Below are 16,990 nucleotides of genomic sequence, written 5' to 3' on the forward strand. Positions count from 1 at the left end.
AACCCTCCCCATAGTGGTAAGCGCATTCTATTAAATTATTTGTTAGAACTAAACGAGCTCAGCAGCCAACCTGGTCCAAGCCGACCAAATCGCACCCGGCTCTAGCAGCTGAAATCCAGTTAATTCCCCCGGCAGAGGCACATTAGGAGCATTGTTCGTCCAAGTTTGCGGCTCGGGACAAGTAAATCCGCTCTTGCCATCATCGTTCCAAACCGTCCAATGTCCGTATTGCGGATCAACCTCATAGATCAAACTCAGGCTCCGTGCGCTGTCCGTCAGTACGGCCCCGTAGAACGGCTTTCCGTTCCGCTCTATGGCTTTACTTGTAAAATGCTTCGCATAGGGTTTCCCCGTAGGAGCAATTCCTTTCCCCCGCAGTGCCTTATCCGATTCGTCCAAAGGAAGCAGCTTGCCGGTCGAAACGAACAATGGAGTCAGGTCCCACTCTTCCCCAACGGAAATGGCGAGGCGGTAGTCCTCCTCCCGTCCATCCTTATGAAACGGAACACGCAGCGCAGTATGAAACCCGACTCCAAGCGGCATCGGTTCACTGCTATGATTCGTGATTCGCACCTGCTGGTGCAGTCCTTGTTCGGATAACGTATACGTTAGCTCGTATGTAAATTCATGAGGGAAATAAGGGTACATCTCGCCGTCCTTACCCATTTCCATGACAAGCACAAGCTCAGCTGCGCCATTCTCAAGCACTTTCTCCGATTGGATTCGCCAAGGCCGCTTGTGCAAAATACCATGCATGAAATGCTCCCCATCCGAGCTGTTCAGCGGCAAAACATAATCCCGGTATGGCGTCGAGAATTTCCCGTCAATAATACGGTTAGGCGGAAATAAAGGCGGAAGCCCGTACCGCTGGCTTTTTTGTCTCAGCGTTTCTCCGTTATCCGGCGTGCGAAGAAAGCTAAGGCTGTCGGCAGGTCGGCTGAGCTCAACCATATTGCTGCCAACGCTGTGCGCAATAACAGCTTGGTATCCTCCCGCATTTAATTGAATCGCAGGCACATCGTCAAAATGAACATGATGAATCGAAGCTTGGCTCATGAAGAAGCCCTCCTGGAACAATATGTAGTAGTTGATGTAGAGACAAACATCCTGACTTCATTATCCATTAAAAGAGAAGGAAGCGCAAAAGAGATTTTACAGATTCAAGAAAAATATATGTTATTTATTTCTATTTCATATATTGACACGATATATATCGGATGTTAATATTACCTCATAATCAATATATCAGTTCGATATAGGAGTGACTTACATGACAGGTCAAGACGCAATTTTAGGTTTGCTGATGGGAAGCAGCATGTCCGGGTATGACATTAAACAACAATTTGAAGAACTGCTTTCGTACTTTTTCGACGCAAGCTTCGGAACGATCTACCCTACCCTGAGCAAGATGGAGAAGGAAGGGCTCATCACCAAGGAAAGCATTGAACAGCAAGGAAAGCCGAACAAAAACATGTATACGATCACTGAGAAAGGTAAAGAGCAATTCCAACACTATTTGGACAGCAAGCTGCAAAATAACGTGCTTCGCTCCGATTTCATGGTTCGGATGTTTTTCGGCGAGTTCGCCGAGCCTGCGCTGATCCAAAGCTGGATGGAAGAAGCTATAGCTAGGGAGGAAGCCCACCTCGACCGTTTGAATAATGACTACGAACGCTATGGCAAGTATATGACCCCGACACAGGAAATCTGTATTCAAATCGGCATCGCCAGCTCGGAAGGCAATTTGAAAATCGTCAGAGACGGATTGACTAGAATAAAGCAAGCGGAGCAAGGCAATCAGCCTACCCCGAACTAATAATGAGGAGGAATGATTCATGAGCAGGCAGCATAATGGATTGATTTTGCTGGCAATGGCACTGGGATTGCTAATGTCAGCGCTCGATAATACGATCACATCGGCCGCAGTCAGCCATATCATCAAAGATATCGGTGGCTTTGAGAAGATGAGCTGGGTATTCACTGCTTACATGCTCGCGGCTACCAGCACCATGCTTGTATTCGGCAAAATGTCCGATCTGTTCGGGCGAAAACGGTTTTACTTGATCGGCATCACTTTCTTTCTGATCGGTTCTGCATTATGCGGTATCTCGCAAAATATGACGCAGTTGATCTGGTTTCGCGCTATCCAAGGCATCGGCTCTGGGGCATTAATGCCCATCAGCTTTACGATCATCTATACACTGTTTGCTGATCCGAAGCAAGCCGCTAAGCTGTCCGGCGTGTTCGCCGCAATCTTCGGTCTGTCGTCTGTCGCCGGTCCACAAATCGGTACACTACTCTCCGAAGCCTGGGGCTGGCGCTGGTGCTTTTACGTCAATGTTCCGCTTGGTGCCCTGTCTTTCATCACCCTTCTGTTCGCCTTGAAGGAATCCCGCTCCGAACGTCAGCCTAAGATCGATTACCTGGGTACTTTCCTGTTGATCATCTCCACCATATCGTTAATGCTGGCACTTGAATGGGGCGGCAAAGACTATGGATGGACATCATGGCCTATCCTTTCATTGTTTGCAGTTGCGGTTGTCGGAGGTATTTTCTTTGTCCGGACCGAGCTTCGTGCAGAAGAACCAGTGCTGCCATTGAAGCTGTTCCGCAACCGTATGATCACAGGAACCAGCATAGCCTGCATTTGCCAAGGAGCTATCATGTTCTCCGCGATTACCTACCTGCCTATGTTTTCGGTAGCCGTACTTGGCCAACAAAACTCAAACGGCATTTTGACTCCTATGATGTTCTCCTTAATTGTCGGCTCCATCGCTTTTGCTTCGTTCCAAACCGTATTATCGTTCCGTACGCTTATCATCACATCAATGCTATTCGGTGTCGTTGCCGCCTATTTATTGATGACCGTACCCAACAATGCTTCCAATGGGTACATGATTTTGCTTATGGTGCTGCTCGGCTTCGGAGCCATTGGCCCCTTGATGAGCATAGCGCAGAGCGCCGTAGCGTTCAGCGTAGATAAACAATACATCGGGATCAGTTCCTCGATCGTTGGCTTCTGGCGAAACATTGGAGGCGTATTAGGCGCTACGATTATGGCATCTATCGTCAACAATAACCTATCACATATCATCCAGGACGGAGCACAGGCACACCAGATTCCAGCAGATAAGCTGGATACGCTGGCTAACCCCGAGCTGCTGATGAGAGCGGGCGCTACGATTCCCCAGGAAATAAAAGATTTCTTGCGCGAGTCGCTGGCAACTTCCATCAATCACGGCTTCATTCTGGCTCTATGTCTTGCAGTCCTAGGCATCATAGCCGGATTATCCGTTGGCCCCGGCAAGCTGACCAAACCCCAAGCTGCACAGCCAGAAGCAGCCAAATCGGCTTAGTAATTACTCATACTTCCACACAAAAAAAGGCTCTTCCGTTTTTAATGGGAGAGCCTTCTTATTGTTGAGAAACCTGGTTTCTGGGAAATTTGCTATACAGGTAGGTGGGGTATGCCTCGGAGGAGTTTACGACCGCCTTTGAAATCTGTGAATATACCGCTAAATTAATCAAATTCATAGATTTCAACAGCGGCCGGAGGGGCATACCCCACCGTTGTATACTAGCATATTTCATATTTTTAGGTTTCTCCTTACTCTGACGGCTCCCCCATCCATTGACGGGAGAGCCGTTTTTTTAACTCTTAACTAATACACCGGATACTGGTTTGGCTTCCTTCATTTGCTCAGGGTACCCGTAGGTGCCATGCTCGCTCAAGTCGAGACCCATCATTTCTTCCTCTTCCGTTACACGAATGCCGATAGTAGCTTTCATTGCGTACAGGATCACATAAGAAACAATGAAAGCAAATGCGCCGCATGCGACAATACCTAGTACTTGTACACCCAATTGCTCAAAGCCTCCGCCATATAGCAATCCAGCTTTCCCTACGCCTACTTTCTCCGCCAATTCTGGAGTAGCGAAGAATCCGTTGGATAAAGTCCCCCATACCCCAGCCGTTCCGTGTGCGGAAAGCGCGTAAATCGGGTCATCGATGCGCAGCTTCTCGAACAGCCTCATGCTTGCAAATACGACGATACCTGCAACCAATCCAATAACAATCGCTGCCCATGGCTCAACGAATGCGCAGGATGCGGTAATAGCAACAAGCCCTGCGAGCGCACCGTTCAGCATTGTGCTGATGTCACTTTTTCCTGTAAACATCCAGGAGATGATCAACGCAGCTACAGCTCCTGCCGCCGCACCCAATTGGGTATTGATCGCGATATAACCGAAGAAGCTGCCGTCACCAGCCGTAATCGTGCTTCCCGCATTGAATCCAAACCAACCGATCCACAATAACATAACACCTAAAGTGGTGAACACTTGGTTGTGGCCTGGAATTTCGTTTGGAGTACCATTTTTGTTATATTTACCGATACGCGGTTTCAGCAGCAAGGTTGCTGCCAGCGCAGCCATAGCACCTGTAAGATGAACGACAGTGGAACCTGCGAAATCCTGCTTACCATGCTGAGCCAACCAGCCCCCACCCCAAATCCAGTGTGCAATAACGGGATAGACGACCGCTGAGAACAGCACTGCAAAAATCAAGTAAGCTGACAGCTTCGCCCTCTCTGCAAATCCGCCCCATGCTACCGACATCGATATGGCAGCAAACGAGAGCTGGAATACAAACATGACTGTAGGTGCAACATTGCTACCATCCGGCACTTCCATCATGTTGAAGCCGAAATAATCACCCCAACCGATGAGAGCACCGCCTTGCGAACCGAAGATAAAAGCATAACCTACCGCCCAGAAAACCAAAGAAACGATCCCTACTGTAAACACGGTTTTGCCAGCAATATGACCGGCATTTTTCATTCGTGTGGAGCCAGCCTCCAGCATAATAAATCCGCATTGCATGAAAAGCACCAAGATTGCACCCAACATTGTCCATATACCGTTTACGCCTATTTCCATATCGTCAACCTCGCTCGCTAGTAAGATTAGTAGTTGCTAAGGATTTGATTCAAGATCGCCTTGGAATCTCTTGTTCGATCTTTTTGCTCGAGTATGTCTCCTGCCTTCTGAATCCACGGAGCTACCACAAGCTCATGCTGCCATCGTTCCAGCATCGTTGTCATACAGCCTTCCGTAGTTTCCAGATGAAACTGAAGTCCGAGAACATGCTCGCCATAAGCGAATGCTTGCTGCTTGCACGCTTTCGAAGAAGCCAGTGACACCGTCCCTTCCGGGATATCGAAGCAATCCCCGTGCCAATGAAAGGAATAAAATTCGTCCGGAACTCCCTCTAGTAAAGGATGATTTGTACTATTTCGCATTACCTGATGCCAACCTATCTCTTTATATTGGTTACGGTAAACCTTTCCCCCTAGTACGTCTGCCAGCATTTGAGCTCCAAGACATATCCCTAACACCTTCTTGCCCCGATCGACGGCTTCCCGGATGAACATCTTTTCGCTCTGCAGCCAGGGATACTCGCTATCTTGATAGGCGCTCATTGGTCCTCCCAGTATGATTAGCAGATCAAACGAATCAAAGGAAGGAGCATGAAATCCGTTAGGAGGAAACAGCACTGTCAGTTCAGCCTCATGCTGTCCGGCCCACGAAATAAAAAAGGACGGATCATCGAAGTCAAAATGCTTCAGCAGCAGCACTCTCATGTAATAAAACCTCCCTTTTTATCTATATACCATAAAGGTCATGAACGTATTTTAACGGAATAACGTCTTATTTGTCAACAAAGTTAACACAATATATAAATACACAATCTTAATTAACGATAATTAAGTCATATTCTTTCATTTATATTAAAAATATAACACTAATGTAACATTATTTTCACATTTGGCTTTGATTGCAAGTTTTTGGTATCATGTTGTCATATTAGCGGATGTAGGTTACAATGGTTTCTTTCATGCTTAATATCAAATCTCCATGAGATTTCATAAACTAAAGATCGCGCAGGTGACTAAAATGATTGAGATCAAAGCTTCCAAACTCAGCGATGGAGAATTTAATAGAGGGGTATTCGCTACATGCGATATTGCTAAAGGCGTACTATTCCACGAGGCACCGGTCATTCCTTATCCTAATGAGGAGCATGTCCATATAGAAAAGACATTTCTTGCTGATTACGTGTTTGAATACGGGGCTCATCATACCGCACTCCTTCTGGGATACGGCATGTTGTTTAATCACTCCTACACACCAAATGCCTTTTACGAGTTGAACTTCGATAACCATACGGTTGATTTCTATGCCTATACCGATATTAAGGCTGGAGAAGAACTACTGATTAACTATAATGGCGAAGTCGATTGCGACGATCCGCTTTGGTTCGACGATAAGAAAGCCGAGTAATTCCTCAGACTAGCAAATTAAAATAACCGCGGCAGACCAGCATACAAAAAAAAAGCTGCGACATGTCACGGTTATTTCGCTTTCTATAAATCATACATGCACAGCTTATATCCTCATACAGATTTATACTATCCTCCATTCCCTTCCTTTTCAATGTGTACATATGTACAGCTCCTCCTCTTGCATTAAAATCAACAACGCCAAAAAAAGACCTTCACCCTGCCGCAGGCTGAAAGTCTTTACTTTTCCTATTAAAGATAGTACCGTTTGCATCGCAATCCTTCAGCAATTTATGACACATGCTTCCATCTAAGCAAGGGATACTTTCTTATCCAGCTCAAGCGGAGTGATGTGCATAAGATGTTTCTTATCACCTGTTTTTATGTACATTAAGAAATAATAACGATTGCTGTGTGCTGTGAGATTGGTTTGACCTACCTTCATCTGTGTTACCTCCTTTCTTTCCTTCTCTAGTAATCTAGTATTCTCACAATCTTTCGTTTCTATACAACCTATTAACATTTTTCTACGTTTTCAAAACATCCAGCAGGCATAATTGCGAAAAAGAAGGCTTCATGTCCCCATGTACTGCGCAGTTGAGTTAGAACATACGTATGAACATGAAGATGGTAAGCTTTATGAAAGGAGCAGATCAGGCATGCATGTCGTTATTGTAGAGAATGAGGCTCTCAAAGAAAAAATGGAGGATTTGCTGTATACCGAGATGTGGAAGCCTTACGGATTGGGTAGAGAAATGAGACAAGCGCTCGCCATGTCCGGAGAAGAAGTAAGCTTCGCATGTCTGGAGGGTGAGGACGTCGTTGGAGCCATGGTATTGATAGTTAACGGTACAACAGCGGAAATACGATTCGCCGCAGTCGCCTCACATGTTCGGAAGAAAGGGATCGGACGCCGGCTATGGGAAGAAATAGTAACGTACATCACCAAGCACACGAAGATTTCAACGGTCGAGCTGCATTCCAGAAACATAGCGTTCGATTTTTGGAGCAGCCTCGGATTCAAAGAAGAATCGCCATGGGTAGATCATAAGCTGTATGAGCCGCATGGGATTCGATTTAAAATAATGAAATATAACTTCTCCACGCAGCCCTAGCCTTCACCTAGGCTTGAGCGGTTATCGGATGCTTTATTTGAGTGGGCAATGAAAACGCTCCATTTGTTTTGACAAATAGCACATCGCTGCCTTTAAAGATGCTGGGTTGTAGTTGAATCCCTTTATAATCCGGGGTGTAGTGGAACACAATTTGTTTGATATCCGGCCCAGCTATTCGGGATAACACCGTTTCAATATTGAATTCTTTACGGCTGATGATATCGAAAATATCCAGGCGCGACAGCATGGTTTCGTCCTGCTTATAAATCACAATGACTTCTTCTTGCTCCAAATAATAAATATTACTGCTGAACACATTAAGACAATAATACATTAAGATCCCCTGATCATTAGCGGTGCCAAACCGTTGAGAGACCGGTTTTCTGTCAGCAGCAAAACGAGCTATAAACTGAATGTCTTCCTTGTTGTTACCTTCTAATGAACGAATCCCCTCCCCTTTCAGTGACTGTTGACCAAACGACCATTCCAACGAAAATAGCTGCTCGTTTACCGGCTCAAAACCAAATTTGGGGTAAAAATTCAAGACGCTGCGATTGGCAAAAAGGTACATAACGTCATATTTTCCTTCATACTGCTCCAAAACTTGATTCATTAAGCTGGTGGCGAGACCTCGGTTTCTATATTTAGGGTGTGTCATGACCGTGCCAATTTGAATCGCTTTTTTAACCTTACCGTCTATAATCATATCCAGCAGGTTCACCGACACATTAGCTACCGCTTTGTCCTCATCAAAATAGGAAAAAGGAATGTAACTTTTGTTGGAAGCCCCTAATTGGTACCAAGTCTCAAATCTCAGCCCGAAAATTTGCCCAGCCAGTGCAAACAGATGATTTCGCCGCGGCTCATCATCCAAATAATCTTTGACCCATTGCAGTTCTTTCATGTCTACTCCCCTCCCTTTGTAGAAATATAGTTCCTTTCATTGTACCAGAGGGGGGCGAAGCTTCATGGGTAGTTTTTTAATATAATAAAGATTTCAATTTAAAAACTAGGGTTACCTTTTGGGAGTCCAGAGTCAATTCACACATAGGATGTGAATTGACTCTGGACTCCTCTTTTTTATTAATTCAACGGTTACCACAAGGGTGAAACTCGCACTTCGTAAAGAATTTATCATTTAAAGAAAAAGTTTGTCATATGACAAACCAATGACAACCGTCACTATTTTCCTAGACAGCGAAACGATATAATGTCTAAGGATTTCTGTGTAGCACTTTAGTAGGATGTCATAGATTCTATATTTGGAAGGGAGATTATAAAAGATAGAATGAGCAAAAGAACTAGTTTCTACCGGTTCTACGGACGCAACATCGACCAAAGCAGAGGCGCTGACGATTATTTGGCGGGCTCTTGAGTTGAATCCTGAGAACAGGAGCGGATCATTCGTTCCTTTCTTTTGACTTTAATAAATGAAAGGTGGTTTTATAAAATGAAGCACTTATTAGCATACCGCGTGATTATTGTTGCAGCTTTGATGATATTTTTGCTAAGCGGATGTGTAGTTCAAGGTGGCAGTTCGGTAACTATTAATTTTCAAACAGATAAATTATCTGTGGGGGAGAAGGTATATTTAAGATATTCAGATGGGACGGTTGTAACCAATCCCATTGATCAATCCAATGCGGCATCCGTAATCATTTCTAACACTGAAAGTACTAAGACCCTTATTGGAGGTTATGTAAGCGATGGAAATGTAAGCTGGGTTCCCAATTATAGCTACCCATTCTCGTCGGGGATTGTAAACGTAAATGAGATTGCAGCAGTAAAACCTGCGTTTCCAGTAGATCATGTTGTTCAAGTGGGGCAGCCCAATCTAGATCCGAATCATCCAGGTTTTGTTGGCGTGACATTTGCCGTTTATGGAACCAACGGTACAGTTGTGAACGGCAAAACGGAAGTATTCGCGCATTCCACCGATGCAAGTGTCGTTTTTTATAACACTGACCCTGCGGATGTTAACAACCCATCATCTACAGCAAATCAAGGCTTCTCCTCTTACACGGTTAATGGACTTGTCACGTTTGTGATTCAGGCAGATCTTAATACGATTTCATCCAAACCTCTCACCTTGTACTCAGGTTCGAAGCTAATTTACGACTCTAAGATTACCCCGGACATTAAGTCATTAGCCATCGGTTATGCTACTGGGGATTCATCGACTCATATAAGTAAAAATATAACGCTACCGACATCCGGAGCGAATGGTACCAGCATCGTGTGGACGAGCAGCCATCCTGAGATTGTTTCTTCTTCAGGAGAAGTGCAGCAACCGAGCTTCGGCAGCGGAGATGCGAATGTGTCGGTAACGGCATCGGTTTATAACAATGCCCTCTTTTTAAATAAGGCTTTCAACCTGATTGTGAAAGAAAAGGCTTTATTGGCTCCTCCACCTCCAACAGGACTTCAAGCATTGACGGGGGATGCACAGGTATCCTTGAACTGGAATGGTGTAGCCGATGCAACAAGCTATAAGATTTTTAAAGGTACAACAACTGGGATTTACGATGCAGTACCTGTTGCAAACGTAAGTAACGGTACTTCGTATAACGTAACTGGGCTAATCAATGGAACGTCTTATTATTTTGCAGTAAAAGCAAGCAATGCAGCAGGGGATAGTGCTTATTCAGCAGAAGCAACAGGAACCCCTCATGCTCCGATTGTGATCCCAAGCTTAACCGGATTGACTCTCAATCCGTCGACGCTATCACTGCAAGCAGGCTCGACGGCAGTAACAACTGCAACAGCCAACTATTCTGATAACAGCACACGTAATGTAACAAACGATCTGGCTTGGACGTTCAGTACTGCGGGAGTAGCTTCCATCAGCAATGGCGCAGTAAGTGCTTTGAATGCAGGGAATACAGTGGCTACTGCGGTCTACGGTAACCAAACGGCGCAGTTAAATATTACAGTAACGGCACCCGTGCATGTCCCAAGCTTAACCGGGTTGACCCTCAATCCGTCGACACTATCTCTGCAAGCAGGCTCGACGGCAGTTACAACTGCAACAGCCAACTATTCCGATAACAGCACACATAATGTAACGAACGATCTGACATGGACGTTCAGTACTGCGGGAGTAGCTTCCATCAGCAACGGAGCAGTAAGTGCTTTGAATGCTGGGACTACAGTCGCTACAGCAACTTACGGAAACCAAACGGCGCAGTTAAATATCACAGTAACGGCACCCGTCCATGTCCCAAGCCTAACCGGATTGACTCTCAATCCATCAACGCTATCACTGCAAGCAGGCTCGACGGCAGTTACAACTGCAACAGCTAATTATTCCGATAACAGCACGCTTAATGTGACAAACGATCTGACATGGACGTTCAGTACTGCGGGAGTAGCTTCCATCAGTAATGGCGCAGTAAGTGCTTTGAATGCTGGGACTACAGTCGCTACTGCGGTCTACGGTAACCAGACGGCGCAGTTAAATGTCACAGTAACGGTACCTGAGCATGTCTCAAGCTTAACCGGGTTGACTCTCAATCCGTCAACGCTATCACTGCAAGTAGGCTCGACGGCAGTAACAACTGCAACAGCCAACTATTCCGATAGCAGCACACGTAATGTGACAACCGATCTGGCATGGACGTTCAGCAACTCGGGAGTTGTGTCCATTAATAATGGAGTAGTCACCGCAACGAATGTAGGGACTACAGTCGCTACAGCAACTTATGGAAACCAAACGGCGCAATTGACAGTAACAGCTTTTGGACATTCGTCCTCTAAAAGAGGTGGTGGAGCCGCTGTTACAACACCGACTACGCCAGAAACAACAGCACCAGAAACACCCTCAACATCGCTACCTGCTGTACCAACGGAAAAGGGGAATCTTGCACAGGTAATTTCATTCCTGAAAGCCGCCATCGCGCAGGCACAGTCCAGCGCGAAACCTGTTCCATTTTCAGATATATCTAACCATTGGAGCACAAACACAGTAAACCTGTTTGTGAAGCTTGGCGTAGTGAGCGGCTATGAAGATGGCAGTTTCCGACCTGATGCGAATATTACTCGTGCAGAATTCGCCAGCATCATCGCCAAAGTATTCAATATGCAGTCCGCTTCAGGTGCACCCAGCCTTAAGGATGTAAACAATCACTGGGCGAAGCAAGCTATCCAAGCATTGGGTTCCCAAGGCATAATAAACGGTTATGAGGACGGCACATTCAAGCCTGATCAAACGATTACCCGCGCAGAAATGATCGCGATCATCAGCAGACTTGTCGATTTGAGCAGTGCAAGCAAGGGCAACTCGATTACGTTCACAGATGTGAACGGTTCGTGGAACGCCGACCAAATCAAGGCGGCATCCCAAGCAGGCATCGTAGAAGGCCGTACATCCACTACGTTTGCTCCGGACGCAACATCGACCAAAGCAGAGGCGCTGACGATTATTTTGCGGGCTCTTGAGTTGAATCCTGAGATCAAAGATTTACTAAATTCGTTGAAGTAATGCAGTGGGGGGCGTAATCATTCGCTCCCCTCTTTTTAGTGTTTCTTTGAATCATGACGATCTAATTGAAGGACATGACTATAATGATTGGACTTTGCATCGGCTATGAACCCCAAAGATTGGTAGAATAAGTCAGATTTAGGATTATCCGTCCTAAGGACAAGCATACTGCTATGACGCCTTGCTTCTGTAATCACAGCTTGCATCAATAACCTGCCAACTCCCTTCCTGCGGCTTCCAGATGAAACATACATGCGACGAACGCGGCCCACCTTCTTGTCATTCGCATAGGGGTCCTGATTCAAACCACAAACACCAACGAGATTCTCCTTATCATAAGCGAGGAAAAGCGCTTCACCCTGCTTATCAAATGTATTAACGCCACTCTCATAATCGTTAATCAGTCGTTGGAGATGGCGAAATCCTTCCTTGATGCTCTCTTCAACCAACGAAGACAACTGCAAAGTATCCAGCTGATCGATCTTTTGGATTACAATTTCCACCTTTCCCTTCACTCCTCTTCTAATCATGACAAAAAGAGTCTGCCACAAGGCAACCTCATTTTGATATACGATCAATTTTCGTTGGAATAGGCAATAATCTTATCCGGAACCTTCTCAAACAACGGACTAACCGATTCTCTATTGTGAATTCGGCTGATAGCCTCACCAAATAGTGGTGCAACGGAAACCAGCTTGTATTTATTGGAATGTACAAGGTGAGGGTTGTCCACGGAATCAGTGCTAATAATCAGCTCGATAGGACTGTCTTCTATTTTGCGTACAGCTTCCTCATTGAGTACCAAGTGGGATAGGCAAGCCATCACTTTTGTCGCACCTCTTTGTACAAGCAGCTTAGACAATTCAATCAGGGTTCCTCCCGAAATGGAGAAATCATCAATGATTAAAGCTGTTTTCCCCTCGACATGGCCGATTAACTCCAATATTTCAGCTCGTTCGCTGTGATCTTTTCTAGTTTTATCTCCGATAGCAAGTGGCGCACCCAAATAGTCTGCATATTTGCGGGCTTGCTTCGCGAACCCTGCATCCGGAGAAACGACAACCAGATCAGATAATTGCATGCGAGCTATAGTTTCACACAGCACAGGAAGGGCAAAGAGATGATCCACCGGCTTTTTAAAAAAGCCTTGAATTTGATGACTGTGCAGGTCCATAGCTACTACGCGATCTGCGCCGGCTAATTCGATAGATTCCGCACATACTCTAGCTCTAATAGATACTCTAGGTTCGTCTTTCTTATCCCCTTTGGCGTAACTGAAGTAAGGCATAATAACAGTTACAGTGTTGGCGCTAGCCCTTTTAAAGGCATCTACCCAAAATAATATTTCCACAAACTCATCATTGGGTTTTAATCCGATCGTTTGTACAAGATAAACGTCTTTGTCGCGAACGGTCTCCCCAATCCTTACGAACGTGTTGCCTTCGGAGAAGGTAAGCGTTTCCGACTGTCCGACTTCGACTCCCAAATACCGGCACATCTTGTCCGCAAAAGCTTTTGAGGAGCTTCCTGCAAATATTTTGATCTCACCAATGTTCATGTGGCCCTCCTTATTTGGATGTAACTGTTTTCACAATTAATTATTTCATAAAAAACCATATCATGGAGTAACAATATCATGAACTCTGAATGTGCTGTATCACGTTATCAATCAAGTGTTCATTCATTAAGCTCAATGTACCGTCAGTGTAATAAGCAAGATGCGGTGTACAGATAACATTCGGCAAATAGCATAAGCTGCTGGATCTAACCGGCTCTTCCGGAAACACATCGAGCCCCGCTCCAAACAATTCCCCCCGCAGCAGTGCCGCCTCTAAGGCTTCATAATCCAGCAGCGCGCCCCTCGCGGTATTAATGATTATAGCTCCATGCTTCATCATGGCGATTCGTTCTTTATTCATAAGCTGCTCATTGTCCGGTTTGGAAGAAGCATGTAACGTAATGATATCGGACTGCCTTAATACTTCTTCCAGAGGAAGTCGGTCGATCTCAGCTTTTTGACTTTTAGAAGCGACCAATATCCTCATACCTAGAGCTGATCCGATATTAGCGACCTTTTGGCCAATTGTCCCATAGCCGATAATCCCTAATTTCTTACCGGACAATTCATAGTTTGGGGATAAGTTCTCTCTCCAACGACCTGTTCTTACATTTTGATCCGACAGTACAAGCTGTTTCGTTAATGCCATAATAAGTGAAAACGTGTGCTCGGCAACGGCGTTTCCTCCAACCTGAGGAATACCTTGAATGGTAATGCCTAGTTTTTCTGCCAAGAACCTATCAACATAATCCGTGTTGTGCGCTCGTACTCCGATATATTGGCATTGTTTGAATTGGGTCAAGACCTCGTTAGGCATTTTGGAATGTACAAGCAGCAGCTTGGAATCCAATACGTCAAGGGGGATAGGATTGGACAAATCAAGAGGAGCGATATCCATATGCTGCTCCAGCTCTGTTCTTTCCTCAGCTGATAAAATGATCGTCGTATCAACGGCACACAAAGGTTTTATTTTCATTTTGCACTCCTCTTCATTTAGATCTGGAAGACTCCATTTCCAAGTAGACTGTAACGAGGATAAGCCCCTCTTTCCTCTGTTAAGTCATTTAGGGCTTACTATTTGAATGTCTCGAATATCAGCATCCGCCGCAGCAAACATCAGCAATTTATAGCCTTCTTCAAGAAGCTCATCCCTAATAGGCGGCAGCAAGGGTTGAAATGGCTCAATAATTAACGTCGCAGCACTTCCCTGACGTTCAATCCGCCATAGCCCTTGGACAAAGCCATCGATGAGAATTGTCGCTTTGATAATGCCATTGATGGTAAAGACCTGCCCGCGATATTCCTCTGCTATAATTCGGGATCGATCCTTATACGAAAGAAGCATGTTATCGAACTCGGCTAAATAACGCACAGGGACTGTGGTATCGGCATCAGGTCGATCCGCGTCGGGAACATCGAACAATTCAATGCCATTTGCATCAACAAATGTAAGAAGCTGAGGCCGAAGCCGCTCCGTCACAGCACGAAGTCCTGTCAGTCCGGACCATATCTGCATATCAGAGACCGATGCCGGGCCAAAAGCTCTCAGGTAGCGTAAGATTAAAGTTTCCAATGAACCTTCGCTATCAAGTGGACTGCCGAGCCAGCTCTCGGCTGATGTATGAACAGCCTTACCGCTTGAGCCCCATATTCCGCGAGGAGGAGTTTGTACCAGTGGCACCAACGTGCGGACTACGGCTGAGAGCACAGTTGGATCGCAACCCGGCCATTCCTTTTGCAGCTGCTGCCCTATCTCCTGGAATGTGAGCGGCTTCTCTTCAACCAAGCGTCTGCCAAGCGCTCCAACTGCATGGAGATCCATACCCGGTAAATGCCGTCCATAATTGCCTTTCAACCCCCTGTCCAATACGGGTTGCACTAAAGGACGAAGCTCCAGACAATCACTTCTCGTTACTAGAAAAATCGTGGAGCGCATGAGTGCAATACGTACAACCTCGTGGGTGAACAACAACTGGGATAAAGAGTCAGGATCGAAATCCTCCATCCGTGACCAAAGCCCAAAATAAGGGGGATTGGGAGCCTGTGACTGCAAGCCGATAAGATGTTCAAGTACGTCTTTGACGGGAAGATTTGTGCGCTTATTAAGAAATTGACGGGCTAAAAGCGCACGATTGAGAGCACGAGGCCCCAGTACACTGTCACGTCCCTCAATTTCTTGATTCCTATTACGGTTTGACTTCATGTAACCTTCACCCGCTTCTTCATTATCACATTAAACGGAGCTGCGATCTCACATGTCAACTATCCTTAAAGAAAGATAGGTTAGACGATCTCATTTCTTTTTCGAAGCTGCATGTACAAAAATACGCAGGTGACCGAGCAGAATAGCGCCAAAGCAGCAATAAACCCATATCCTGCCTGCAGCCCGATGAGCTGGCTGTCCACGGCGTTACGCGTAGAGAAAATGCTCCGGACCCAATCGATGATATAGCCGATCAAAAGATTGCCGATAACGCTCGCAATCCCCATGAGTGTGACGGTAAACGTGATGGCCGTATCCACCCCTTTTGCATATCGCTTGGCAAGCAAGGCCATAACCGTAGGATAGATGGGCGCAATGCCAATTCCTGCGATCGCAAAAAGAATGGCACCCTTTTCACCCATTATAATAGCCGCCAAGCTGCATACGCCCGAGAATGCGGAAAAAATCATGATCGACAATGTATACCCTATTTTATCGGTAATCGGTCCGAGAAATAAACGTGAGAGCATAAAGAAAAGAAAGAAGATAGACAACATACGCGACGCCTCATCAATCGACCAAGCGTAAGCTTTTTCCAAGAAATAAACCAGCCAGCTTCCTACGGCAAGCTCCGATACGACCCCGAACGACAGAACGGCAACGATAAGCCAAGCGACAGGATCCGATACAAGGCTGCGGAAAGAACTGCGTTCCCCCGTCTCCCGATTCTCCTTAGGAAACCGTCCCAGCAAGGAAGGGATAACAGGCAGCAGCGATAGTGAAAGCATCACCAGATACATCCCACGCCATCCTAACTCCCCGCCCATCACATTCCACCCCATCATCGAAGCGGCAATAATAGGCGCAACCGTCGAGCTGAGACCATAAAAGAAATGAGACAAATTCATCATCGTTCCTGTATTTTTGGTGAAAATGCGGGCCGCCATAATAGCAAGGCCAATCTCAAGCATGCCATTCCCGAGATACATAATAAAATAAGCGATGGACAGATAAGAATACGACGTCGAGAGATACATCAGCACGCCTGAGATAGCCATGGATACAAAGGCAATCACACCGGTCCATTTAATCCCTATTTTGCTCGATAGAATGGAGGTATAAGAGCAGGCTACCAGGTAGCCGAGCGAATTCAAGGCCAGCAGTAACCCAAGCTGCGCTTCATTCAAGCTAAAGTCAGCTTGCATTCTGGGAATGGCCGGACCTTTAATATTTTCCGAAAATCCGAAGATCAAGAAGCCTCCGAACACTACAAATAGCAGCATAATGTAATTA

General features: G+C 45.8%; 15 protein-coding genes. 5 read left to right on the forward strand and 10 right to left on the reverse strand.

Translation table 11 applies throughout. From position 1 onward, the window contains the following. Positions 1 to 48: 48 nt before the first annotated feature. A complete protein-coding gene (locus tag QMA13_RS30335; RefSeq protein WP_282937372.1) occupies positions 49 to 1,056 on the reverse strand; it encodes an aldose 1-epimerase in 1,008 nt (335 codons plus the stop codon). A gap of 214 nt (positions 1,057 to 1,270) precedes the next feature. On the opposite strand from QMA13_RS30335, the gene QMA13_RS30340 reads away from it, so the two are divergent. Together QMA13_RS30340 and QMA13_RS30345 are read left to right on the forward strand one after the other, a co-directional pair. Further along, a complete protein-coding gene (locus tag QMA13_RS30340) occupies positions 1,271 to 1,816 on the forward strand; it encodes a PadR family transcriptional regulator (RefSeq protein WP_282937373.1) in 546 nt (181 codons plus the stop codon). Positions 1,817 to 1,835: 19 nt separating this feature from the next. After that, positions 1,836 to 3,356 carry an MFS transporter gene (locus QMA13_RS30345; RefSeq protein WP_282937374.1) on the forward strand — a complete coding sequence of 507 codons (1,521 nt, stop codon included), beginning with the start codon at positions 1,836 to 1,838 and terminating at the stop codon, positions 3,354 to 3,356. A gap of 295 nt (positions 3,357 to 3,651) precedes the next feature. On the opposite strand, the gene QMA13_RS30350 is transcribed toward QMA13_RS30345, so the two are convergent. Both QMA13_RS30350 and QMA13_RS30355 read right to left on the reverse strand, forming a co-directional pair. After that, positions 3,652 to 4,938 carry an ammonium transporter gene (locus QMA13_RS30350; protein WP_282937375.1) on the reverse strand — a complete coding sequence of 429 codons (1,287 nt, stop codon included), beginning with the start codon at positions 4,936 to 4,938 and terminating at the stop codon, positions 3,652 to 3,654. A 26-nt stretch (positions 4,939 to 4,964) separates the two neighbouring features. Next, complete coding sequence (locus QMA13_RS30355) at positions 4,965 to 5,642, reverse strand: type 1 glutamine amidotransferase (RefSeq protein WP_282937376.1); 678 nt, start codon at positions 5,640 to 5,642, stop codon at positions 4,965 to 4,967. 313 nt (positions 5,643 to 5,955) lie between these two features. On the opposite strand from QMA13_RS30355, the gene QMA13_RS30360 reads away from it, so the two are divergent. Next, on the forward strand, positions 5,956 to 6,342 hold the full coding sequence (locus QMA13_RS30360; protein WP_282943645.1) for an SET domain-containing protein: 387 nt from the start codon (positions 5,956 to 5,958) through the stop codon (positions 6,340 to 6,342). A gap of 309 nt (positions 6,343 to 6,651) precedes the next feature. On the opposite strand, the gene QMA13_RS30365 is transcribed toward QMA13_RS30360, so the two are convergent. Continuing rightward, positions 6,652 to 6,786 carry a hypothetical protein gene (locus QMA13_RS30365; RefSeq protein WP_282937377.1) on the reverse strand — a complete coding sequence of 45 codons (135 nt, stop codon included), beginning with the start codon at positions 6,784 to 6,786 and terminating at the stop codon, positions 6,652 to 6,654. A gap of 214 nt (positions 6,787 to 7,000) precedes the next feature. On the opposite strand from QMA13_RS30365, the gene QMA13_RS30370 reads away from it, so the two are divergent. Continuing rightward, positions 7,001 to 7,456, forward strand: a complete 456-nt coding sequence (locus QMA13_RS30370; RefSeq protein WP_282937378.1) for a GNAT family N-acetyltransferase — start codon at positions 7,001 to 7,003, stop codon at positions 7,454 to 7,456. A 7-nt stretch (positions 7,457 to 7,463) separates the two neighbouring features. Here the strand turns inward: QMA13_RS30370 and QMA13_RS30375 are convergent, their stop codons facing one another. Continuing rightward, complete coding sequence (locus QMA13_RS30375; RefSeq protein WP_282937379.1) at positions 7,464 to 8,360, reverse strand: GNAT family N-acetyltransferase; 897 nt, start codon at positions 8,358 to 8,360, stop codon at positions 7,464 to 7,466. 546 nt (positions 8,361 to 8,906) lie between these two features. Here QMA13_RS30375 and QMA13_RS30380 point away from each other — a divergent pair. Then, a complete protein-coding gene (locus QMA13_RS30380) occupies positions 8,907 to 11,936 on the forward strand; it encodes an S-layer homology domain-containing protein (RefSeq protein ID WP_282937380.1) in 3,030 nt (1,009 codons plus the stop codon). Positions 11,937 to 11,971: 35 nt separating this feature from the next. On the opposite strand, the gene QMA13_RS30385 is transcribed toward QMA13_RS30380, so the two are convergent. From QMA13_RS30385 to QMA13_RS30405, 5 genes are all read right to left on the reverse strand, one after another. After that, positions 11,972 to 12,439 carry a GNAT family N-acetyltransferase gene (locus tag QMA13_RS30385; protein WP_282937381.1) on the reverse strand — a complete coding sequence of 156 codons (468 nt, stop codon included), beginning with the start codon at positions 12,437 to 12,439 and terminating at the stop codon, positions 11,972 to 11,974. A 71-nt stretch (positions 12,440 to 12,510) separates the two neighbouring features. Further along, positions 12,511 to 13,494, reverse strand: coding sequence for a ribose-phosphate diphosphokinase (locus tag QMA13_RS30390; protein WP_282937382.1), 984 nt, complete (start codon positions 13,492 to 13,494; stop codon positions 12,511 to 12,513). A gap of 76 nt (positions 13,495 to 13,570) precedes the next feature. Beyond that, the gene (locus tag QMA13_RS30395) at positions 13,571 to 14,470 is read right to left on the reverse strand and encodes a 2-hydroxyacid dehydrogenase (RefSeq protein WP_282937383.1); all 900 of its coding nucleotides are present in this window, start codon (positions 14,468 to 14,470) and stop codon (positions 13,571 to 13,573) included. An 84-nt stretch (positions 14,471 to 14,554) separates the two neighbouring features. After that, on the reverse strand, positions 14,555 to 15,697 hold the full coding sequence (locus QMA13_RS30400; RefSeq protein WP_282937384.1) for a winged helix DNA-binding domain-containing protein: 1,143 nt from the start codon (positions 15,695 to 15,697) through the stop codon (positions 14,555 to 14,557). 80 nt (positions 15,698 to 15,777) lie between these two features. Continuing rightward, positions 15,778 to 16,980, reverse strand: coding sequence for an MFS transporter (locus QMA13_RS30405; RefSeq protein ID WP_282943646.1), 1,203 nt, complete (start codon positions 16,978 to 16,980; stop codon positions 15,778 to 15,780). Positions 16,981 to 16,990: the final 10 nt, after the last annotated feature.

It is taken from the genome of Paenibacillus sp. RC67 (assembly GCF_030020805.1).
Lineage (GTDB): Bacteria > Bacillota > Bacilli > Paenibacillales > NBRC-103111 > Paenibacillus_S.